A 21386-nucleotide genomic window follows, 5' to 3' on the forward strand; every position below is an offset into this window, starting at 1 on the left:
CCTTATCGGTGGGGTCTTCGGGTTTTGACAAATACGGTGATCTGATTGAACCCAGACGCCCAACAAAGCTGCTCATCAAACAAACGAATCAGCACATGCTGGCAAAACCATGCAGGTCGACCAAATTTTTTATACCCATAATGAGTTTTTCGTGGTTGGAGAAGACCCATTTTTGATCGGGCTAAAACGTCTCCAAGATGAAAACCCGCCACAAGACACGCCGCGTCTCCAATCTCTTGTGCTGCACCATTCCAGATTGATCCATCATCCTCACCAACAAAGCCCACTTGCGTGGATCGTGCGTTAAACTACGCCGAATAGCGAACAGCTACGGGACAGCCCTCAACGGCGGTGCCGGAAGGTAAGGAGACATAATGCAAGCGGCCAAAATTCGTGTGATCGGCTTGGGCGGGGCGGGCAACAACGCCGTTAACCGCATGATTGAATCTGGACTCGAAGGCGTAGAGTTTATCGCTGGGAACACCGACGCGCAGGTGTTGGCCAAAAGCCACGCCGAAGTGCGGATTCAGCTCGGAGACCGCCTGACACGCGGCCTCGGCGCAGGGGCAGACCCGGAAGTGGGCGAAAAAGCGGCCCTTGAAGACCGCGAACGCATCAAGGAATACCTTGACGGCACCGACATGCTCTTTATTACGGCGGGCATGGGCGGCGGCACGGGCACCGGCAGCGCCCCTGTAGTGGCCGAAATTGCCCGCGAAATGGGCGTGTTGACGGTAGCGATCGTCACGCGGCCCTTTAAGTTTGAAGGGCCGAAGCGCCTGCGGGTGGCCGAAGAAGGGATCGGCAAACTGGCAGACCGTGTAGACGGCATGATCGTGGTGAACAACGAGAAATTGCTCACTGCCGTAGACAAGAAGGTCAGCTTCCGTGAGGCGTTCCTCATTGCTGACCGTGTGCTGTACTACGGCGTAAAGGGCATCAGCGACGTGATCAACGTGGAAGGCATGATCAACCTCGATTTTGCCGATGTGAGGAACCTGCTGGCCAATTCTGGCACGGTACTCATGGGCATCGGCGCGGGCCGGGGCGAAAAGGTGGCCGAAGAAGCCGCCATGAGCGCCATCCACAGCCCGCTGCTGGAACGCGGCATCGACGGCGCACGCCGCATTCTGGTCAACGTGACCGGCAGCTTTGACCTGTCGATGACCGACGCCAACGAAATTGTCGAGAAAATCCGCGAGGCCACTGGCTTCGAAGACCCCGACATTCTGTTCGGCATTACGCCCGACGAAGCCGCTGGCGACGAAGTGCGCGTAACTGTCATTGCCACTGGCTTCAACGACACGCCCATCAGCATTGCCGGGGGCACGAGTGGCCGCAGCAGCATCGAAACCATCGTGAAGCCGGTGCGCGGCACAGCCACGAGCAGCTATGATCCTAAGGATTACGATATTCCCGCGTTTTTGCGGAACGTCGAGCGGGAATAAGGGTTGGTTGACGGAGCCGCGTGCTGGGTGAGGCGCGGCCTTACCTGCTGGTTTGAAGGCGGTCTAAGGGTCTAGAGTCACAGGGACTAAGGAAGGTCAAAGACGATCTACCTTTTTTCCTTTCTCTAGGGCTTTCAGATCACTTTCTGCACTGGCGATCCTGTTACGACAAATCCTGAAAACTAAATGCCAGCCGCCCTAACTTATTTAGAGCGGCTGGCTTTCATGGATGGTTCGGACAGTTTTTGGTTCCAAAACACACAGCATGTAAAAATGTTGTCTGGGACGCCTTTCCCATTCCCCCCTCCCAGCCTCCCCCGCAAGGGTGGAGGAGCTAAAAACACCGTGTTCTTGGGCAACTCGTAGAGCAACTTTAGAAACTGTCCGAACCATTGTTTCATGGATGCTGCGGCCTGAGCTTCCCTTCTTTACACGCTCAGCGTTTTGGCGCAGCGGTACAAATCGCGGTTCACGTCTTTTCGCTTTTCCCACGTTTCGTGCAGGGGAATATGACTGATGCCGCCGCCTTGCCTGCCCACCATCACGTCACTTTTACCGTCCATCAGGGCGTACACGGCAGCTTCACCTAAGCGGCTAGCCAACACGCGGTCACTGGATACGGGCGTGCCGCCGCGCTGGATGTGACCCAAAATGCTGACGCGGGTTTCTTGGCCCGTGCCTTCGTGAATGGCCTTGCTGACGCCCTCTGCGCCGCCCGGATAGCCTTCAGCCACGATGATGATGGAGCTGGCCTTGCCTTTGGCAAGACTCTGCTTCACGATCTCCACGACGCCGTCTACGGGCTTGGCATCTTCGGGAATAAAGACTTCCTCGGCCCCGCCTGCCACCGCAACCTCTAGAGCGATGTGTCCAGCGTGGCGGCCCATAACCTCGATCACGAAGATTCGCTCGTGGCTGGCTCCGGTGTCGCGCAGTTTATCGACGGCGTCCAGCGCGGTTTCTACTGCCGTGAAGTAGCCGATGGTGTGATCGGTGCCGTACAGGTCGTTGTCGATGGTGCCGGGCACACCGATGACCGGGAAGCCGTGTTCCTGCTGCAAAAAGTGTGCGCCGTGAAAACTGCCGTCGCCGCCGATGACGATCAATCCATCGACTTGCCAGTCACGCAAATTCTGTGCGCCCTTGGCCCGGCCTTCCGGACTGCGCCACGTATGGGAACGGGCCGTAAGCAAGATGGTGCCGCCGCGCTGGATGGTGTTGGCTACGTCGCGGGGGCCGATCAGGGCCATGTCGCCCTCGTGAAGTCCCTGAAAGCCTCGGCGCACGCCTACGACTTCTATGCCGTTGTGGGTGGCGGTACGCACGACGGCACGAATGGCCGCGTTCATGCCGGGGGCGTCTCCGCCGCTGGTCAGCACGGCCACACGTTTCAGGCCGTTGGGATTGGAATGCTTGGTGTCTTCTTCAGTCATGGTGGGCCTCATTTGCTTGGATCACAGGAAAGGGTTGGGAGAGAAAGACGCTCAGGGCTGCTGAGCTTGCGTCACCTGTAAGGCCAGCGCGTAAGCGTCATTCTTACGCAAACCCTGCCGCATCAGCGCGTCACGTATATCTCTGACCCCTTGTCCCGCGGCGGCCCACGCTCTGGCCTGCTCTGCCGGATCGGTCACGGGCTGCGCTGGGTCGGCTTCGCCCTCGGGTCGGCCCGCCACCACCACTACAATTTCGCCTCGTGTGCCTGCCTCGAAATGCGCCGCCAAGTCGGCCAAGGTGCCGCGCCGGGTCTCCTCGAACCGCTTGGACAGTTCCCGCGTGACGCTGGCGCGGCGTACAGGGCCGCAACTGGCCGCCAAATCGGTCAGGGTGGCGTGCAGGCGGTGAGGACTCTCGTAGACGATGCTGGTTTCGGCCCGCGCCGCCACCGCACTCAGGCGGGCTTTGCGGTCTTTGCCCGAACGCGGCAAGAAGCCCTCGAAGGTAAAGCGGGCAGAATCTAGGCCCGACAGCACCAGTGCGGGCACGAAAGCGGTGGCTCCGGGCAACACTTCTATAGGCACATCGGCGGCAAGGGCGGCCTGCACCAGTTCCGCGCCGGGGTCACTGATGCCGGGCGTGCCTGCATCGCTGACATACGCAAGGCGGGCATATCGTTCCAGCACTTGCGGGGCACGGCGCATAGTGTGGGCGTCTAGGCGCACCAGCGGTTTGCGGATGCCCAAGTAAGACAGCAGCGCTCCGGTGCGGCGGGTGTCTTCGCAGGCCACAGCGTCGGCGGCCCGCAGGACTTCTATGGCCCGCAGGGTCAAGTCGCCCAAGTTGCCCACAGGTGTGGGAACGAGCCACACCCGCGCACCGTCCGGAATCGGGCTGATGGGGGGCAAATCGGCGTGGGCGTCGGCTGCTTCCTCTAATTCTGCTGACCAATCTTCGTCCAACACCAGTTCGTCTACGCCGCCATCTTCAGTTCCGCCCTCAAGCGTGTCTTCTTCTGCCCTACTCATCCGACTGGGGCTGGCCTGCCGTGCCTTCCAACTGCAATTGCCCCATCGCCATACCCGGCGTAGGCTTCACGCGCACGCGCACCTTGCGGGGCCGTTTCAGGGCGCTGGTAATCCGTGCGCGGAGCAGTTCGGTTTCGCCCACCGTAACCGTAACCACCGTGCCTTCGGGCAGGCGTGCGCCGATGAGCACTACCACTCCGTCTTCCACGATGCCCTTATACGCCCTCATAGCTGCGCTCCTTGCTGGGGACTGTTCGAATCCCGTACTTCTGACGGACACTGGCAACCTTCATGCCTCTCAGGATACGCATCCTTGCCGCCTCTATCCCATGAAGCCTCACGCTGGCGGCCCAGAGTCTTCACGCTTCGCGGCCTTGGGCACGTCTCTGACGGCGTTCGGCATTCGACAGGGCTTCGCGCAGGGCCACGATTTCGCTTTCCCGTGCGCCGCCCAACCGCGCAAAGCGGTCTATCACTTCGGCGGCTTCGCGGCGGCGGTCTAGGCGCAACAAAATCAGGCCCAAATGTTCTCCACCCACAAAATACGCACGGGGGCTGGACGGATCGGCGGCCACCTGTGCCCGCGCCGCCGCCAACCGCTGCGTGGTGACGCGGTGCCGGGTCACTTGCCAGCGCACCACGTAGGCCGCCAGCGAGAACGTCAGAACAGCGCCCAACATAGACGCGCCCAGCACCTCCGGCACGCCCAACTGAGCGCCCAGCCGCACCGTCAGCGGAAAGCTGAACGACAGCACCACCATCACCGCCAGAGTCGCCGCGTAGTTCAAGTGCGCCCCCCAAGCGGAGGCCAAAGCAAACCGGACATACGCCCCAGTTTAGCGGGCGGGGCGGGTGGGCGCTGTATGTCTATGTACGTGGGGGGATTGAGGTAGAAGGTGAACCCCCCCGTTGCTTCGCAACGCCCCCCCTTGAGGGGAGGATTAAAGATTTTGCGCTCCCCTTAAGGGGGGCTGGCTGCGAAGCAGACTGGTGGGTTTACACGCGGCGTGAATCCACCGTGCAAACCCTTCTGCCACACTGCCCCCATGAGACTGCACCTGATTACCGTGGGCGAACCCAAGCTGCCCTATGCCCGCGCAGGCTGGGACGAATACGAAAAACGCCTGCGCCGCTACCACAAACTGACCGTGACGCGGGTGGCAGGCAAAACGCAGGCGCTGGAAAGTGAGGCCATTCGCCGCGCCGCCGGAAAAACGCCGCTGATCCTGCTCGATCCACGCGGCCAACAATTCACGTCGGAGGGGTTAGCGGCGTATTTGGACGGGCAGGGTGTGGGCGGAACGGGCGAACTAGCTTTTGCGATTGGCGGCCCGGAGGGACACACCGACGAGCTGAGGGCCGGAGCCTACGCCCTCTGGAGCCTCGGTACGCTGACCCTGCCGCACGATCTGGCGATGGTGGTGCTGGCGGAGGCGCTGTATAGGGCGGCGACGATCAGTGCGGGGGAGCCGTATCACCGGGGGTGACGGGAACGTAGAGTGTGGATCGTAGAACGTGGAAAAAGCGCGGTGGCAGAGGCTTTCCCGCTCGCCTCTGCCACCACACAGCCCTGATCAATCAAGCTCCGTTTTGCTTTTTCTACGATCTACGTTCCTGATCAAACTCCCTGTACCTCAAATTTCAGACCCAGCCCCTCCACTTCCGTATTCGGATCGCGCCCGGCCACCAGCGCGTAGGCGGCCCGCTCCGGCGTCAGGTATGTGTCCATCACGCGGCGCAGATCGTCCAGTGTGACGGCCAGCAGGCGGGCTTTGAAGGCTTCCTGCACTTCGGGCGTGAATCCGGCCTGATCGCCGTAAAAACGCAGGCGGCCCACCGTGTCTGGGCTGGTCAGGGGGTCTAAGATTTTACTGGCGGTCAGAATGGCTTCGGTAAGTTCGCGCTCGCCCAACGGCGTGTCTAGGAAGGCACGGGCGTCGCGGAACACTTGATACGTGCGAGCAATGTGCGGGTCGCGGTAACTGGTCATAGAGAAGACGCCGCCCCGCGTGTCAAAGCCTGCGCCGCCGCCGTATGCGCCGCCCTTCTCGCGGATTTCCTTGAGCATGTACTCGCTTCTCAGCAGGCGCGACAGCACCAGCAACGCGGGACTGTCGGGGTGCGTATAGGGCACGGTGGGGTAGGCGATGGCATTGAAGGCCACTGGGGAATCGGTGGTGCGGGCCTGCGGGCCAGTGGTGAGCGGGGCCAACGCGGGGCGTCCGGTGGCGGCGTCGCCCGTAAACAGCGTGGTGATGGGCTGCACGTCCAGCCCAATATCGTCGGGCGTGGCGGTGAGACAGAGAAGTGGTTGCCCCCGCGTGATCAGCTCTTGCAGTTGGGCGAATTGGCCTAGCAGGGCGTCAATGCGGGCGTCCAAGCCTTCTGCACCCGTTTCACCTTCCGGGCCTTCTACGATGGCCTTCAGTGTCGCCAACGAGGTCAGCCCGCCAAAGCGTTCTTCCAGCACGGCGGCGGCGCTGACCTGTGCCGAGGCGAGGCGATCCGCGTAGGCGCTGCCCGAACCCACCACGCTGGCTTTCATGCCCGACAAACGCTGCTCCAGCAGTTGCCGGGTGCGCTCACGGGTAAATTCTGGGGCGGCGATCAGATCGTGCAGCACGGCCACCAGCGCCTCGGCGTTGCGGGCCAGCGCCTTACCGCTAAATGTCACCGCCAACCGCACGGCGCTCAGGTCATCAGGGGCGGTGCCCACGCCCGCGCTTGCGCCCACGCCGCCCGTCACGGCTTCTATGCGGCGCGACAATTCGGCGTAATCCTGCCCAGCCGCGCCGCTGCGGGTGACGGCATAGGTGTAGAGCGGCAGCACGTCCAGCAGGTCGGCGGGCAGTTCGGGCAGGCGAATTTGCACATCCAAATAACTCAGGCCGCCGGTAGGTTGAGGCACACGGCCCACCAGGGCGCGGCCTTCTTGCGTGGTGCTGTAGTCGGGGCGCTGCACGCCGGGCGTCACGTCGCTGAGGGCCAGCGTGGGCAACACATTCGGGTCGGATTCCTGCGCCTGAAGCGACTGGAGTTGCAAGCTTTCCCGCACGATTCGGGCGCGGTCTTCATCGGTGAAGTCCTTGCTGAGACGTTCTACGAGTTCACGCTCGGCTTGCTCGGCCTGCGACGCCAGCAGTGGATCGGGCGTGACCACCATCGTGACGCGGTGGGGCAGCGCCAGAAGTTCTTCCAGCATGGTTTCGAACACGCGCTTGCCACTGTCCAGATCGGCCCGCAAGCTGTTCAGTTCGGCATCCAACCGCAGGCCAGTCACGGGGTCGCCGCCGTACAACCACGGCCCCATCAGCCGGAACATCACTTGCAGGCCATATGGATAGCCGCTGTTGCTGACTTCCTTTTGCCCAATCTCGAATTGGTGCAGGCTACTGGCGATCAGGTCAGCGGGAATACCGTCCCGTGCGATGCCCGCCAGCGTGTCCAGCACCAGTTTCTCGACTTCGGCGGCCTTGCCCGCGCTGAGTCCCTTGAGGCCCACCGCGAACGCGCCCTCGCGGAAGGAATCGCGGTAGCCGGTCAGGTCGGCCAGCGCCGAGCCGACGCCCGATTCGATCAGCGGGCGGGTGAGCGGTGCGGCGGGATTGCCCAGCAGCACGTCGCTGAGGACACTCCAACGCAGATTCAGGTCGGGGTTGCTGGAGCGGCCCAGTTTCCATGCCAGCAACACTTGGCCGCCGCGCTCCGTGTCCGAACCCGGATAAGTCACGTCTACGCGGCGGGGTTCGGCAAAGTCGGGCTGATCGGGCACGCTCACATCCAACGATTGCGGCGCAAAACGGGCCATCACGTGCGACTCGATTTCGTCCAGCACGCGGGCCAAGTCCTGATTGCCGTAGGTGAAGAAAAAGGCGTTGCTGGGGTGGTAATGCGCCGCGTGGAAGGCCCGCAGTCCTTCATAAGTCAAGCCCGGAATGTCGTTCGGTTCGCCGCCACTGTTGACCGCGTAGGTCAGGTCGGGATACAGCGCCTTGCCCAGCGAGCGCCACATCACCGAACCCGCGCCCGCCATCGCGCCTTTCATTTCGTTGTACACCACGCCTTGCAGCTTCAGCGTGCTGGTGGGGTCGTCCAACTTCTCAAATTCGAAACGGTGGCCGTCCTGCCGAAAGGATTCGTAGCGCAGTAGAGGGAAAAAGGTGGCGTCCAAATACACCGACAGCAAGTTGAAGTAGTCCTGCACATTGCGCGTACTGAACGGATACGTTGTCCAGTCGTTGGCGGTCATGGCGTTCATGAAGGTGTTCAGGCTGCGCGGGGCCATCGCAAAAAAGGGATCGGGCACCGGGTACTTCTGGCTGCCCATCAGGGCCACGTGTTCCAGAATGTGGGCCACACCCGTGCTGTCTTTGGGGACGGTGGGAAAGGTGACGCCAAAGGCCAAGTTGTCGTCTTCGCGGATCACGTGGGCGTGGCGTGCGCCGAGTTCGTGGCGCAGCAGCACCAGCGTGCCCTGCATTTCGGGCAAGGCTTCGACGCGCTCTACGGTGTAGCGTCCCAGCGGCGTGCCTACGGTGGGCGGCTTGGTGAGTTGCATGGTCATAGGGGCAAAGTTTAGCGCCGTACTGCGGGAGAGAAGGTGGGGCTTGCCTCCAGCGGGTCATGTCCAGCAACCTTCTCCTTCCACTCCTCTCCTAACCCTCTCCCCATCTGCCTGCCCGCCCAGCCCGGTACACTGCCCCCATGCAAGCTCCGAATCGCTTAGCGCGGCGTCCGTTTGCCCCGCTCTGGCCCCTGCTAACCGCAGCGTTGCTGGGTGTAGCAACCCTCAGCGCCTGCGGCAGCAGCACTGGCAGCACCGCCACCACCGGGGCCGATCCCCTCACCTTCAATCTCACGTCGTTGCCGGTGGGCTATGTGGCCGAACCCTACGAAGCGCCGCTGGTGGTTACGGGCGGTACCGGGCCATACGGGTTTCGCGTGGCGGCGGGCAGCCTGCCTCCCGGCATCAGCCTGAGTGGGCAGAGCTTGGTCGGCAAACCCACCAAAACCGGAGCCTTCAAATTTACGCTGGAAACCAACGACGCGGGCCTGAGAAGCAAGGTGAAGGAGTACACGCTGAACGTGAACGACTTGCCCGCTCTGGCCCTGTTGCCCACGCTGCCTACCGGGGAAATCCGGGGAGAAACGCGGATTCCGGTCACGATTGCGGGGCCGCGTGCCGTGCGTGCTGCCCGCCTGATGTGGACGCTGCCCAAAGGCGTGACCGTGACCCGCGTGCAACCCGGAGAAAACGGCGGCGTGCTGTTTTGGCGGCAAGAGGGGCAAACCCTCAGTGTCAGCGTGGGCTTCAAGGCCATTCCGAGGGCGGGCGCACGGGTGATGCTGGTGAGCATCCGGCCCAACAGCGCCGTAACCCTGAGTGCGACTGGGTTGGCCTTCGAGGCCCGCGACGGCACCGGCAAACTGTTGGCGCAACAGGGGATGCCGACTGTTCCGGGGGCGGCAACGCCGGTGGCGAATCCAGCGACAGTTCCGGCAAGCTCTGGCACAGGCACATCTAGTACACCTGCCACGCCAGCCACCAGCACCCCAGCGACTCCAGCTCCAGCTACGACACCACCAAGCACCACCACCCCACCGACCACCGACCCGGTCACGACTCCTCCCACACCAAATCCACCCGACCCGACCCCACCTGAAAACGACACGCCGGTTGATCCTGTTCCCGGCCCTGGCACACAGCTTCCTTCTACGGGCGGCAGGGCATGAAGCGGGCGCGACTTGCCCTCGGTTTGACGGCAGCCCTGCTGACTCTGACCACCGCGCAAGCCAGCACGTTTACGCCTCTCACGCTGACGCAGCAGGCCAAGAAAGCTCAGGTGATCGTGCGGGCTACGGTGGGTTCGCCTACCGCCACACAAACCGGATCTGGGCCAACGGCGGTGTCTTGGATCAATTACCCGCTGACCGTGACCGAAATCATCGCCGGGGACGTGGCGAGTCTGCCTCTGCGTGAGGGCAAACCCACGCTGATGTTTCTGGCAGGCCTTCAGGACGTGCCCACGCTGAACTCTGGGCAGGATGTGTTTTTGCTGCTGTACACAGGCACACAGGACAGCCCGCTGGTAGGCTTCAATCAGGGCGTGTATCCGGTCATCAATGGCCGCGTGACCCTCTGGAACGAGGCGGCCATTGAGGCAGAAACACCCACTGCGGCGGCAACTGCTCGGGCAGCGGCCAGTACAGCAACGGCAGCAGCGGCAACAGCCAGCACCACCACTTCAGCGGGCGCTTCGGCCAGTGCAACTGCGGCCACTGCACCACCTGTAGACGGCGCAACGGCAGCAGCCAACAACCCGGTGACGCCTAGCCCGACGCCGACGACAGGCCCGGTAGCCCCGTCAGCAACAACAGGAACGACGACTCCGCCAGCAGGGAGTACAGCGACGGCGGCAGCTCCAGTCAATCCAGCCACAGCTTCCTCTACCGCAGCCGCAGCAACCCCCAGCCTAACGGCAACTCCACCCCAGACCGCAGCCCCAGCAGCACCCGTGACGCCCGCCGCCACCCCAGACCCCTTTGAGCGTGATCCGGCCAAGTTCCGCGATCAACTCCGGGCCGCAAGGAATTCACCATGAGCCGTACCAAACAGCGCCTCCTGCTCCTCAGCGCCCTGCTCCTGAGCGCCCCTGCCAGCGCCGCCACCGTCAAACTTCGCCCACAAGGAGCCGAATTGACGCGGCTGGTGCAGGAAGCCCTCGCGGCCATCAGCACCAAAGACCTGCCCGTGACGCTGGACAGCAGCAGCGGCCCAATTCTGAGCGTCGGCAGCAGTAACGGCGTGGCCTTCAATCCGGATGTGTCGGCCCGCGTGTTGGGCAGCGGCACCGATCAGCGCATCGAATTCAATCCGAATGGCCCGCAACCTCTCACCCAAACTTTACGCGCCGAACTGACCCGCTTTATTGGCCTGAAAGCGTGGACACCCGAAGCCGCCAAACTGCGCCTGAGTGGGGCCGATCTGAACGGCGACGGCGCAATCGACCTGACCGACTTTGCCCTGATCATGAACAATTTTGGCAAAACTGGGAGTTTGCCCGGCGACCTGAACGCAGACAGCCGCGTGGATGATCTGGATTTGCGGTTGTTCGGGGGGCAGTACAAGCCGTAAAAGTGAGTATGGGACGTGGAAAGGCGTCTAAGGGTCTAGGGTGAAAGGGTCTAAGAAAAGATTCTAATCTGACTCAAGTCCTTGCGCTCGCCCCTTGTCGGACTCGCAGAGCTGTGAAGTAGAAGGGCAGTTCTGCGGCGAACCCGCCCCACACCACACCCGCCCCGGCCTGCTACCCTGCCCCCATGACCGGGCGCAACGACCAACAGGCAGACACGATTGATCTGCAAGACTTTCTCAAACTTCAGGGCGTAGTTCAGACAGGCGGCGAGGCCAAATTTCGCGTGCAGGGCGGCGAAGTGCTGCTGAACGGCGAGGTAGAGACGCGTCGGCGCAAGAAGCTGCGCCGCGGCGACGTGGTGGAATACGCGGGCCAGACCATGAAGGTGGAGTGGTGAGCCAAGCGCACGCCGAAGCCGTAGCCGAGTTCCGACGGCGCAAAGATGAGCATTTTGCGGCGGGGCGCGGGCCGATTGGAGCCTCAGCCTTGGCCGACTTCCGGGGCCTGAGCTACTTTGCCCCCGATCCCGCTTGGGCCTTTACAGTGCCCGTGCAACCCGGCGACTTGGCCGAAATGACGCTGGGCACGAATACGGGCGAGACCCGGACAATGGCGCGGTTTGGGGTTGCGACGCTGGAATTACCGTCTGGCCCGCACACGCTGTCGCTATTTGCGCCGCTGGGTGAAGATAAGCCCGCACGGGTGTTCGTGCCCTTCCGTGACGCCACCTCGCGCACCGGGGAAACCTACGGCGCGGGGCGATATTTGGATGCACCCCTGGCCCAAGCCCCCGACAGTGACGAAACGCTGGTGCATCTGGATTTTAATATGGCTTATCACCCGTACTGCGCGTATGGCGACGGCTGGACTTGCCCACTGCCCCCTGCCGAAAACGTGCTGCCCGATGCCGTGCCAGTCGGGGAAAAACTGCCAAGCGGAGAAGCGAACTGACCGACGTTCTGGTGATCGGAGCGGGCATAGCAGGCGCGTCGGTGGCCTATTTTCTGGCACTGGCGGGAGCAACGGTGACGGTGCTGGATGCAGGTCTGCATGCGGCCAGCACGGTTTCGGCGGCCTTATTGAACCCGGTGCGCGGGCAATCGGGCGCGGTGGACGCCGGAGCAGTGGAAGGCATGACGCTCACGTGGGAGTTGGTTCAAGCCCTGACCGATGCTGGATACGCCGTGCCACACGGCAAAACTGGCGTGCTGCGGCCTGTGCCGGATGCCCGCACCCGTGCCCGCTTCGAAAAACGATTGCCCGCCGAACTTGCCCACACTTGGCTCACTCCTTCCGAATCGCCTGTGCCGCTCAGCTCCGGTTGGGACGCGGTCTTACATCTGCCGGAAGGCGGCTGGGTGGACGGCGCAGCTTTCACACAGGCACTCTTGGCGGCATCGGGGGCGTGGGTGGTGCATGGGCGGGCGCGAAGTTGGGACGCGACATCGGTGGAATTGGAGGACAGCACACGGCTGGAAGCGGGCGCGGTGGTGTGGTGCGGCGGCTCTGTGGGTGCAAGTTGGGCGGGCCACCCAGCCACCCACCGCGCCGGAACCATGCTGCTGCTGTCGCGGCCTGTGTCTCCGCTGCCCATCAGCTTCGGCGCTTACCTCTCCCCTGCTGCGTCAGGTGGTGTGCTGGGCGCGACTTTCGAGCAGCCCTCGCCCATTTGGAATGCTGGCCCGCTGCCGCTGGGATCGCTGGATTGGCTGCTGAAAAAGGGTGAAGCGCTAGCCGACATGAGCGGCGTACAGGTCACCGGACGCTGGAGTGGCTCGCGGTTGTCGGGTCTGCGGGTGGGCCAAACGCCGCAAGGTTGGTGGCAACTGACCGGACTGGGCAGCAAGGGCTTTTTGCTGGGGCCACTGCGGGCGCGGGAGTTGGCAGGGCAGGTTGCGGGCTGAGGATGGGTAGTGGAAGGGTAATCGCTACGCTCACTCCCCCCTCCCCGGCCCTCCCCCGCAAGGGGAGAGGGAGCAAAACCTACGCTTCTAGCCCTCTGCATTTATCCCTCGCCCCTTGCGGGACTTGAAAAGCTGCGGAGCAGAGAGGGGGCGCTTGGGTTGCAGCGGGGTGAGGGGTAATGAGCGCAGCAATTGCCCTTCTTAGACCCTAGACCCTTAGACCCAGCATCCACACACCGACATCCCCCGTCACGCCCCCGGTAACGCTTCCAATTCTTACAATTGCCCCGCCCGTCCTCTAGACTGACCTTATGGCGAAGTACCGTATTTGTTTGATTGAGGGAGACGGCATCGGTCACGAGGTCATCCCCGCCACCCGCCGCGTTCTGGACGCTGCCGGGTTCGACGCAGAGTACGTAATCGCAGAAGCCGGTTACGAGTACTTTTTGGATCACGGCACCAGCGTGCCGCAGGCCACCTACGACGCGGTAGAGAATACCGACGCTACCTTGTTCGGCGCGGCCACCAGCCCCAGCGGGATCAAGCCTGCCGGGTTTACCGGGGCGATCCGTCACCTGCGCCAGAAGTACGGCCTGTATGCCAACGTGCGTCCTACACGCACCCGCCCCGTGCCCGGAGCCTACGAAAACGTAGATTTGGTCATCGTGCGCGAGAACACGCAGGGCCTGTACGTGGAGCAGGAACGGCGCTACGGCGACACAGCTATTGCCGACACCGTGATCACCAAAGATGCTAGCGAGCGCATCGGCAAATTTGCGGCTGACCTTGCCATGAAGCGCGACAAGCGCCTCACGGTGGTGCATAAGGCGAACGTATTGCCCGTGACTCAGGGCCTGTTCCTCAACACGATTCTGGATCACACCAAGACCGTAGAAGGCCTGAACACCAGCACCATGATCGTAGACAACGCCGCCATGCAACTGGTGCGCAACCCCCGCCAATTCGACGTGCTGGTCATGACCAACATGTTCGGCGACATCCTGTCCGACCTCGCCGCCGGATTGGTGGGCGGGCTGGGCATCGCGGCCAGCGGGAACGTGGGCGACAAGTTCGGCATCTTCGAGTCGGTTCACGGCAGCGCCCCCGACATCGCCGGACAGGGTATCAGCAACCCCACCGCTAGCATTTTGGCCGCCGTATTGATGCTAAACCACATCGGCGCATCCGAACTGGCAACCAAAATAGACAGCGCCGTGAACACCGTGCTGACCGAAGGCCCGCGCACACGCGACTTGGGCGGCACGGCAGGCACGGAAGAATTTACTCAAGCGGTGATTGCACAGCTCAAGTAAGGCCGATGAGATAAAGAGTAGGACGTGGGCTGTGGGGTGGAGGAAAACCACGCGCCAAACGGGAGAAGCTGGGGCTTAATGCTCCGGCTTTTTCTTTTGTCTGGATGCCGTGAAGACTCGGTTCCAACCCGTAGGTTTCTGCCGATATTTTGGAGCCTTAGCAGAACAACCCCCCCGTTGCTGACGCAACGCCCCCCCTTAGAGGGGAGGACAAGGGCTTTTGCGCTCCCCTTGAGGGGGGCTGGCTGCGAAGCAGACTGGGGGGGTTACACGCGACTTCAATCTCCTCACAACCCAAATCAGCCTCACCCCCGACCCAGCCCAGTCCAGCGCGTGGTACTCTCCCCGGTTGAGATGCTGCCCACTTTCTTGCCACCCCAATTGCCCCGCAGTTGCCCGCCTGCCCACCGCCCACAACAGGTGCGACCATGATGATTCTCGCAGCGTTTCTATCGTGGTTTTTGGTGGGTCTGTTTATTCGGGTCAGCAAGGCGCGGGGCTGGGGGCAGCCGGTTCGCAAAGACGGGCCGCAAACCCATTTGGTCAAGGAAGGCACGCCCACGGCAGGCGGCGTGGCCTTCGTGCTGGCGCTGGCCGTCGTGTTTTTCCCGCTGTACCTCACTGGGCGGGCGGGCGACTCGCGGGAGCTGCTGCTGATGCTGGCGGCCCTCGGCATGGGCATCATCGGCGGGCTGGACGATTTTCTGAAAGTGGTGTCTCGGATGCGGGGCAGCGGCAAAAAAGAACTGCTGGCCCGCGAAAAGTTTCCGCTGCAAATTCTGGTGGGCCTGATCTTTGCCTACTTCGCTGCACCGCTCGCCAGCCATGAACTGTTGCCCTCGTTCGGCACGGCAGGCGACATTGTTTTGCTGACGCTGGTGATGGTGGGTTCGGTCAACGCCTTCAACTTTACCGATGGACTGGACGGCTTGCTGGGCGGTGTGGCAATTATCGTGCTGCTGCCGCTGTTGGCGGTATCGCCCGTATCGGCGCTGCTGGTGGCCGTGATCCTGGGCTTCCTGTGGTTCAACGCGCACCCGGCCCGCGTGTTTATGGGCGACATGGGCAGCCATGCCATCGGCGCAATCGCGGCGGGCGCGTACATCCTCTACGCCGATGTGTGGCTGCTGCCGCTGGCCGCCATCATTCCCGTCGTGGCCGTGCTGAGCGTGGTTATTCAAGTCGTATCGTTCAAAACGCGGGGCAAACGCGTGTTCCGCATGAGTCCTATTCAGCATCATTTTGAATTGAGCGGCTGGCCCGAAACCCACGTCACACTGCGATTCTGGGTCATTACGGCGGTGGCGACGGCGGCGGTATGGTGGATTTTGGGGGGAAGGCCGTAAAAAACTGTGAGTGGTTAGTGGTGAGTAGTCAGTGGGGAAGGATGGGGCATGACGGGTGAGGTTTCTAATCTTCCAGCCAATTTCGAAGAGTTGTTGGCCGACGCTTGGGCGGCGCGGGCGCATCTTCCGGCTTCTGGCACTACGTTTTACCGGGCAGTGCATACCACCGAAACGGGCGGGCTGTTTTGCGTGGATAGGGCGGGCGACGCGGGCATTCTGAGCCTGTACGCCGATTTGTGGCCCGCCAACGAACAGCGCTTGGCCGAAGCCTGTGCGCGGGCGGGGCAACTGGCGGGCGTGTACCTGAAACGGCGGCCTGTGGAAGCGCGGCATGCAGCCAACGTTGCGCGTGACCTGCTCACGCCGCCCGGTCCGGTGTGGGGCGAGGCGCGGCCCGAAGTTACGGTTCTGGAGGAAGGCGTACCCTTCCTGATTCGGCCCGGCGCAGACCTGAGTGTGGGCCTGTTCCCCGATTCACGCCGCGCCCGCCAATGGGTACGCGAACACGCCAATCATCAGGAGGGGCGCGTACTGAACACCTTTTCGTATACCTGCGGCTTTGGCGTGAATGCCCTGTTGGGCGGAGCTACCAACGTCAAAAATGTGGATCAGTCGCGTAAGGTGCTGGACTGGGGGCAGGAAAATTACGGCCTCAGCGGGCTGGACGCGCCCCGAACCGACTTCATTTCCGGCGACGTCTTCGAGTGGCTGGAACACTTCCGGCGGCGCGGCCAACTGTTTGATCTGGTGATTCTTGACCCACCCAGTTTTGCGCGCAAAAAGTCGGGGGTCTGGCGGGCCGAGCGCGACTACGCCCGCCTTGCGACGCTGGCGGCCAAAGTCACGGCTCCCGGTGGGCTGCTGCTGGCGATGCTGAACCATGCGGGCGTGTCTCCGGTGGCCTTTGACCGCATGATGGAAGTCGGCCTGCCCGAAGCGGCGCGGCGCGGGCGGCTGGATGTGCGCCTGCAACTGGGCGAGGATTACCCGCAGGCGCGGCATTTGAAGGCGCATGTGTGGCAACTGGATTGAGGGGGAACGTGGGGTGAAGGGCTAGAAGATTTGTGTCCGATGGGGCAACAGAACAGTTATGCTGATTGCAGTTCCCGCCTACTCTTCATAACTCGTTCCCGGAGGTCTACCTATGCCCACCCGTTTTCGTTCAGCTCTGCTTTGGCTCGCGCCCGTGCTGCTGGCTTCTCCTATCGTGGCCGTCGCGCTTCAAACCGCTCCTGTGTCCAATACTGTGCCCAATGTGACGCTCCCTGCACTGAAATTCGCCACTCCCAACGCGGCGCGTGGCGCACAGATTAGCGCCAATTGCGCGGGCTGTCACGGCGTGGGTGGGGTCAGCAAAGACGACGCAGTGCCCTCGCTGGCCGGACAGGTGGCGAGTTTTACGCGGCAACAATTGGTGGCTTTCAAGGCCAAACTACTGCCTGACCCGACTATGCAAAACATCGCTGGACGCCTGAGCGATCAGGATATGGCCGACATTGCGGCCCACTTTGCCACTCTCTCTCCCGGCCCGGCGTGGAAGGGAGCGGATGCAGCGGTGCGGGCACAGGGCGCAGCTCTTTATGCCACAGGCGACCCGGCCCGCAAATTGATTGCCTGCTCGGTCTGTCACGGTGCGGGTGGGCGCGGGAATGACAGCCTGATTCTGCCCAGCATCGCCAACCTTGCCCCAGCCTATGCCGAGGGGAAATTGGCCGAATACCGCGAAGTCGTGCCGTATGCCCACCCCAGCCCGCAGGCCATGCACGCCGCCGCGCAGGGGTTGACGGATGAGGAATTGACGGCTTTGGCGGCGTATGTGAGTAGTTTGAAGTAGGGGATTTTAAGCAGAGATTGCGGGTCAACCCCCCAGTCTGCTTCGCAGCCAGCCCCCTTAGAGGGGAGCGCAACATCTTTTAGTCCCCACCTTAAAGGGGGGGCGTTGCGTCAGCAACGGGGGGGTTCGCCTTCCAAGTCGCCGCCTGTCTGACCCACACGCCTCCCCCTCTCCCTGCGCGGGCCTATGCTGTAGCGCATGACGGATACCACCACCAAACGTAAACTGAACTGGAACAGCCATCAGGTCACGCAGGGCGATGCACGTGCCCCCAACCGGGCCATGTTGCGGGCGGTGGGCTTTCAGGACGGCGATTTTGAGAAACCGATTATTGGCGTGGCACACGCGCAGAGCAACATCACGCCCTGCAATAACGGGCTGGGCGAACTGGCGGGCCACATCACCGGGGCCATTACCGAGGGCGGCGGGATGCCGCAGGTGTACGGCACGATTACCGTGTCGGACGGCATCAGCATGGGCACCGAGGGCATGAAGTGCAGTCTGGTCAGCCGTGAAGTGATCGCCGATTCCATCGAAACGGTGAGCCGGGGCCAGAGTCATGACGGCGTAATCGTGGTAGGCGGCTGCGACAAGAACATGCCCGGAGCCATGATCGGCATCGCGCGGCTGAATATTCCAGCCATTTTCGTGTACGGCGGCACCATCAAGCCGGGGCATTACAACGGCAAAGACCTGACCATCGTGAGCGTGTTCGAGGCGGTGGGCGCACTGGGCGCGGGCAAAATGAGCCGCGAAGACTTCAATGAGATTGAGAAACGCGCCTGCCCCGGCAACGGCTCCTGCGGCGGTATGTACACCGCCAACACCATGAGCAGCGCCTTTGAAGCGATGGGCATGAGCCTGCCTTTTTCCTCCACCATGAGCGCCGTAGACGCCGAAAAAGCCGTGAGCAGCGCCGACAGCGCCCGCGCCCTGCTGAAACTGATCGAAGCAGACATCCGGCCCAAAGACATCCTGACCAAGAAGGCCTTCGAGAACGCGATTACCGTGATTATGGCGGTAGGCGGAAGCACCAACGCCGTGCTGCACCTGATGGCGATTGCCCACGCCTGCGACATAGACCTCGATCTGGCCGACTTCGAGCGCATCCGTGAAGCCACTCCGGTCTTCTGTGACCTGAAACCCAGCGGCCAATATGTGGCGACTGACCTGCACGACGTGGGCGGCATTCCCCGCGTAATGAAGATGCTGCTGAAAGAGGGTTTGCTGCACGGCGATTGCCTGACCGTGACCGGAAAAACCATCGCGGAAAATTTGGAGGGCGAGCCGGAAGAGCCGAACGCCGGACAAGACGTGATTCGCCCCTACGATCAGCCGCTGTACGCGCAGGGCCACCTTGCCATTTTGCGCGGCAACCTTGCCCCGGAAGGCAGCGTCGCCAAGATTTCGGGCCTGAAGAGCATCAAAATTACTGGCCCCGCCCGCATCTTCGAGAGTGAAGAAGAGAGCATGGCGGCTATCATGGCCGATCAGATCAACCCCGGCGACGTGCTGGTCATCCGCTACGAAGGCCCCAAAGGTGGCCCCGGCATGCGCGAAATGCTCTCGCCCACGTCGGCCATCATCGGCAAGGGCCTCGGCGACAGCGTGGGCCTGATTACCGACGGGCGCTTTTCGGGCGGCACGTTCGGGTTAGTGGTGGGCCACGTCGCGCCGGAAGCCTTTGTGGGCGGCCCCATTGCGCTGGTGCATGAGGGCGACACGATTGAACTGAACGCCGAAACCTGCGAGTTGACGTTGCATGTGGACGACGCAGAAATTGAGCGCCGCCGCGCCACGTGGGTGCAGCCCGAACCGCGTTACAAGCGCGGCGTGCTGGCGAAATACGCGAAATTGGTGAGTAGCGCGGCGGTAGGGGCTTATACAGACTGAGGCAGGTCTAAAGGTCTAAAAGTCTAGAGTCTAAGGAAATGGGCCGTCTGCCGAAGGGTGGGCGGCTTCATTCATGCAACAAGAATGATGATTCCTGTTTGCTTTTGTAGAGCGTGGTTGACAGCCCCAGAGATATTACGAAACAGAGCTTCCTCTTCCGTAAACTCTGCGCCTAGAAGTTCTCGCGCAATCGTAGCTACCTCTTCAGAAGTCCAAAAAGCCAGCCTGACGCCACCATCTTCTGAGTAGAAAGGCTGGTGATCACGCGACCTTAAAATTGGTCTACCGGTAAAAATATATTCTAAGAGGCGAATGACCGAAAGTGGTGGGCGCTCTTCTCTAGCGGTAATGGCATCTCTATAAAATCTGATATTAACCCAAGACTCATGAGCGTACTCAAACGGGTAGGCTGAATCCTCTTTCTGATCAGAGACAAACGTCAGATAAAAGTCGGTGAGGAGAGCATCGGTGGCTTTGGCGTTAGCTGGATGCTCCAAAACAGCAGAACCTTCAGCCAACACACTTTTTAGAAGCTCTATGGCGTCGGGGTTGAAGTCATTGGGGAACTCTTCGGATACAGATATATACCAATCGTGGAATGCAGCAAGAGGTGCGCCCAAGAAGTGTCCAAGCATCCCGTCTTCTGAGCCTAAATAGAATCCAACTCTTATACCCATGCCTCATTCTGACCGACTATCTTTTAATTTTCAATTCTAACCTTCACCCACCCAACTCCTTAAACACCGCCCGGCTAATCACCAATTGCTGAATTTCGCTCGTGCCTTCATAAATCTCGGTGACTTTGGCGTCGCGGTACAGCCTTTCTACGGGGTAATCGCGGCTGTAGCCGTTGCCGCCGAATATCTGGATAGCATCGCGGCTACAGTTCACGGCGGCGTCACTGGCGAGTAGCTTGGCAATGCTGGCCTCTTTGCCGTAGGGCTGGCCCGCGTCCTTCAGCCACGCGGCTTTGAGGGCCACCATCCGGGCGGCTTCGGTGTGGGCGGCCATCTGCGCGATCTTGAACGACACGCCTTCAAATTCGCTGATGCGTTTGCCGAACTGCTCGCGCTCTAGGGCGTAGCGGGCGGCGTGTTCCAGTGCGCTGCGGGCAATGCCCAGAGCTTGCATAGCAATGCCGATACGCCCCGCGTCGAGGCTCGCCAGCGCGATAATCAGGCCTTGGCCTTCGTCGCCAACCAATTGATCTGCGCCCACACGCACGCCATCAAAATTGACGGTGGTGGTGTGGGCGGCGTGCAGACCCAGCTTTTCTTCGGGCTTGCCGAAACTGAGGCCGGGAGCGTCGTGCGGCACCACAAAGCAGCTCACGCCGCGTGCGCCCGCGCCGCCTGTACGGGCCATCACGAGGTAGGTGTGCGCCTGCCCGCCGCTGGTAATCCACGCCTTGCTTCCGTTCAGAGTCCAGCCTTCAGCGTCGGCTTCGGCCTTGAGTCTCAGGCTGGCGGCGTCACTCCCTGCGCCAGATTCGGTCAGGCAAAATGCGCCGATGTGCTGCCCGGTGGCGAGAGGGCGCAAATACTGCTCGCGCTGGGCGTCGGTGCCGTAACGCAAAATCATCTGCTCGGGCAAGCCGTTTTGCACACTCACGATCACGGCCACGCTGGCATCAGCGGCAGCGATTTCTTCTAGACACAGCGCATAGGTCACGCTGTCCAGCCCCGCGCCGCCCCATTCTTCGGGCACGGTGGCCCCCATCAGGCCCATGTCGGCCAACCCGCGCAACTGCTCGTGCGGGTAGTCGCCACTGCGGTCAAACGCGGCGGCTTTGGGCGCAATCTCGGCGCGGCAGTATTCACGTACGTGCTGAACGATCATCCGCTGCTCGTCGGAGAGGGCGAACGACATGCCGGGGGCGGCTAGGGTGGCGGTCATGGGGTTAGGCTACCAAACGAGCGTTAGGCAGACAGTGAGGGGAATGGGGCGGTTGGAGCGGGCGGTCTGAGGAGGCGTTGTCTAAGGGTCTAGGGTCTTAGAGACTGTCTGGAAAGGCATGGATCAGTGGGAAACTGCGATTGGCTGGGCAAAA

General features: G+C 62.0%; 21 protein-coding genes. 14 read left to right on the forward strand and 7 right to left on the reverse strand.

From position 1 onward, the window contains the following. Positions 1-109 precede the first annotated feature (109 nt). Positions 110-307 carry a hypothetical protein gene (locus tag E7T06_RS15870; RefSeq protein WP_136366748.1) on the forward strand — a complete coding sequence of 66 codons (198 nt, stop codon included), beginning with the start codon at positions 110-112 and terminating at the stop codon, positions 305-307. Between the two features lie 67 nt (positions 308-374). Continuing rightward, positions 375-1448, forward strand: a complete 1074-nt coding sequence (gene ftsZ, locus E7T06_RS15875) for a cell division protein FtsZ (protein WP_136366749.1) — start codon at positions 375-377, stop codon at positions 1446-1448. A 428-nt stretch (positions 1449-1876) separates the two neighbouring features. Here ftsZ and pfkA read toward each other — a convergent pair whose 3' ends face one another. The 4 genes from pfkA to E7T06_RS15895 all read right to left on the reverse strand — a co-directional run bounded on the left by pfkA (position 1877) and on the right by E7T06_RS15895 (position 4698). After that, positions 1877-2881, reverse strand: coding sequence for a 6-phosphofructokinase (gene pfkA / locus E7T06_RS15880; RefSeq protein ID WP_136366750.1), 1005 nt, complete (start codon positions 2879-2881; stop codon positions 1877-1879). 51 nt (positions 2882-2932) lie between these two features. Next, positions 2933-3781 (reverse strand): 16S rRNA (cytidine(1402)-2'-O)-methyltransferase, encoded by an 849-nt coding sequence (gene rsmI, locus E7T06_RS15885; protein ID WP_136366771.1) that lies wholly within the window; start codon positions 3779-3781, stop codon positions 2933-2935. Positions 3782-3902: 121 nt separating this feature from the next. Then, positions 3903-4139 (reverse strand): hypothetical protein, encoded by a 237-nt coding sequence (locus E7T06_RS15890; protein WP_136366751.1) that lies wholly within the window; start codon positions 4137-4139, stop codon positions 3903-3905. A gap of 130 nt (positions 4140-4269) precedes the next feature. Continuing rightward, positions 4270-4698: a hypothetical protein gene (locus E7T06_RS15895; RefSeq protein WP_136366752.1), complete on the reverse strand. Its 429-nt coding sequence runs from the start codon at positions 4696-4698 to the stop codon at positions 4270-4272. 258 nt (positions 4699-4956) lie between these two features. Between E7T06_RS15895 and E7T06_RS15900 the strand changes: the two genes are divergently transcribed. Next, positions 4957-5397, forward strand: a complete 441-nt coding sequence (locus E7T06_RS15900; protein ID WP_136366753.1) for a 23S rRNA (pseudouridine(1915)-N(3))-methyltransferase RlmH — start codon at positions 4957-4959, stop codon at positions 5395-5397. A 131-nt stretch (positions 5398-5528) separates the two neighbouring features. Here E7T06_RS15900 and E7T06_RS15905 read toward each other — a convergent pair whose 3' ends face one another. Next, positions 5529-8474, reverse strand: coding sequence for an insulinase family protein (locus E7T06_RS15905; RefSeq protein ID WP_136366754.1), 2946 nt, complete (start codon positions 8472-8474; stop codon positions 5529-5531). 140 nt (positions 8475-8614) lie between these two features. Here E7T06_RS15905 and E7T06_RS15910 point away from each other — a divergent pair, with 140 nt between their 5' ends. The 11 genes from E7T06_RS15910 to ilvD all read left to right on the forward strand — a co-directional run bounded on the left by E7T06_RS15910 (position 8615) and on the right by ilvD (position 19336). After that, positions 8615-9643: a putative Ig domain-containing protein gene (locus E7T06_RS15910; protein ID WP_136366755.1), complete on the forward strand. Its 1029-nt coding sequence runs from the start codon at positions 8615-8617 to the stop codon at positions 9641-9643. Next, positions 9640-10512: a hypothetical protein gene (locus tag E7T06_RS15915; protein ID WP_136366756.1), complete on the forward strand. Its 873-nt coding sequence runs from the start codon at positions 9640-9642 to the stop codon at positions 10510-10512. The genes E7T06_RS15910 and E7T06_RS15915 overlap by 4 nt, the downstream gene beginning before the upstream one ends. Then, on the forward strand, positions 10509-11045 hold the full coding sequence (locus E7T06_RS15920; RefSeq protein ID WP_136366757.1) for a hypothetical protein: 537 nt from the start codon (positions 10509-10511) through the stop codon (positions 11043-11045). The genes E7T06_RS15915 and E7T06_RS15920 overlap by 4 nt, the downstream gene beginning before the upstream one ends. A 185-nt stretch (positions 11046-11230) precedes the next feature. Next, positions 11231-11443: an RNA-binding S4 domain-containing protein gene (locus tag E7T06_RS15925; RefSeq protein ID WP_136366758.1), complete on the forward strand. Its 213-nt coding sequence runs from the start codon at positions 11231-11233 to the stop codon at positions 11441-11443. Next, complete coding sequence (locus tag E7T06_RS15930; protein ID WP_136366759.1) at positions 11437-11997, forward strand: DUF1684 domain-containing protein; 561 nt, start codon at positions 11437-11439, stop codon at positions 11995-11997. The genes E7T06_RS15925 and E7T06_RS15930 overlap by 7 nt, the downstream gene beginning before the upstream one ends. Continuing rightward, complete coding sequence (locus tag E7T06_RS15935) at positions 11994-12950, forward strand: FAD-dependent oxidoreductase (RefSeq protein WP_276605578.1); 957 nt, start codon at positions 11994-11996, stop codon at positions 12948-12950. The genes E7T06_RS15930 and E7T06_RS15935 overlap by 4 nt, the downstream gene beginning before the upstream one ends. 311 nt (positions 12951-13261) lie before the next feature. Continuing rightward, the gene (locus E7T06_RS15940) at positions 13262-14263 is read left to right on the forward strand and encodes an isocitrate/isopropylmalate dehydrogenase family protein (RefSeq protein WP_136366761.1); all 1002 of its coding nucleotides are present in this window, start codon (positions 13262-13264) and stop codon (positions 14261-14263) included. Between the two features lie 428 nt (positions 14264-14691). Further along, positions 14692-15609 carry a phospho-N-acetylmuramoyl-pentapeptide-transferase gene (locus E7T06_RS15945; protein WP_136366762.1) on the forward strand — a complete coding sequence of 306 codons (918 nt, stop codon included), beginning with the start codon at positions 14692-14694 and terminating at the stop codon, positions 15607-15609. A gap of 48 nt (positions 15610-15657) precedes the next feature. Continuing rightward, positions 15658-16641 carry a class I SAM-dependent rRNA methyltransferase gene (locus E7T06_RS15950; RefSeq protein WP_136366763.1) on the forward strand — a complete coding sequence of 328 codons (984 nt, stop codon included), beginning with the start codon at positions 15658-15660 and terminating at the stop codon, positions 16639-16641. Positions 16642-16753: 112 nt separating this feature from the next. Further along, on the forward strand, positions 16754-17443 hold the full coding sequence (locus E7T06_RS15955) for a cytochrome c4 (RefSeq protein ID WP_136366764.1): 690 nt from the start codon (positions 16754-16756) through the stop codon (positions 17441-17443). A 198-nt stretch (positions 17444-17641) separates the two neighbouring features. After that, positions 17642-19336, forward strand: coding sequence for a dihydroxy-acid dehydratase (gene ilvD / locus E7T06_RS15960; protein ID WP_136366765.1), 1695 nt, complete (start codon positions 17642-17644; stop codon positions 19334-19336). Between the two features lie 71 nt (positions 19337-19407). Here the strand turns inward: ilvD and E7T06_RS15965 are convergent, their stop codons facing one another. Both E7T06_RS15965 and E7T06_RS15970 read right to left on the reverse strand, forming a co-directional pair. Next, complete coding sequence (locus E7T06_RS15965) at positions 19408-20013, reverse strand: hypothetical protein (protein WP_136366766.1); 606 nt, start codon at positions 20011-20013, stop codon at positions 19408-19410. A gap of 43 nt (positions 20014-20056) precedes the next feature. Continuing rightward, positions 20057-21232, reverse strand: a complete 1176-nt coding sequence (locus tag E7T06_RS15970) for an acyl-CoA dehydrogenase (protein WP_136366767.1) — start codon at positions 21230-21232, stop codon at positions 20057-20059. Between the last annotated feature and the right edge of the window lie 154 nt (positions 21233-21386).

The organism is Deinococcus sp. Arct2-2, from assembly GCF_004801315.1.
GTDB lineage: Bacteria > Deinococcota > Deinococci > Deinococcales > Deinococcaceae > Deinococcus.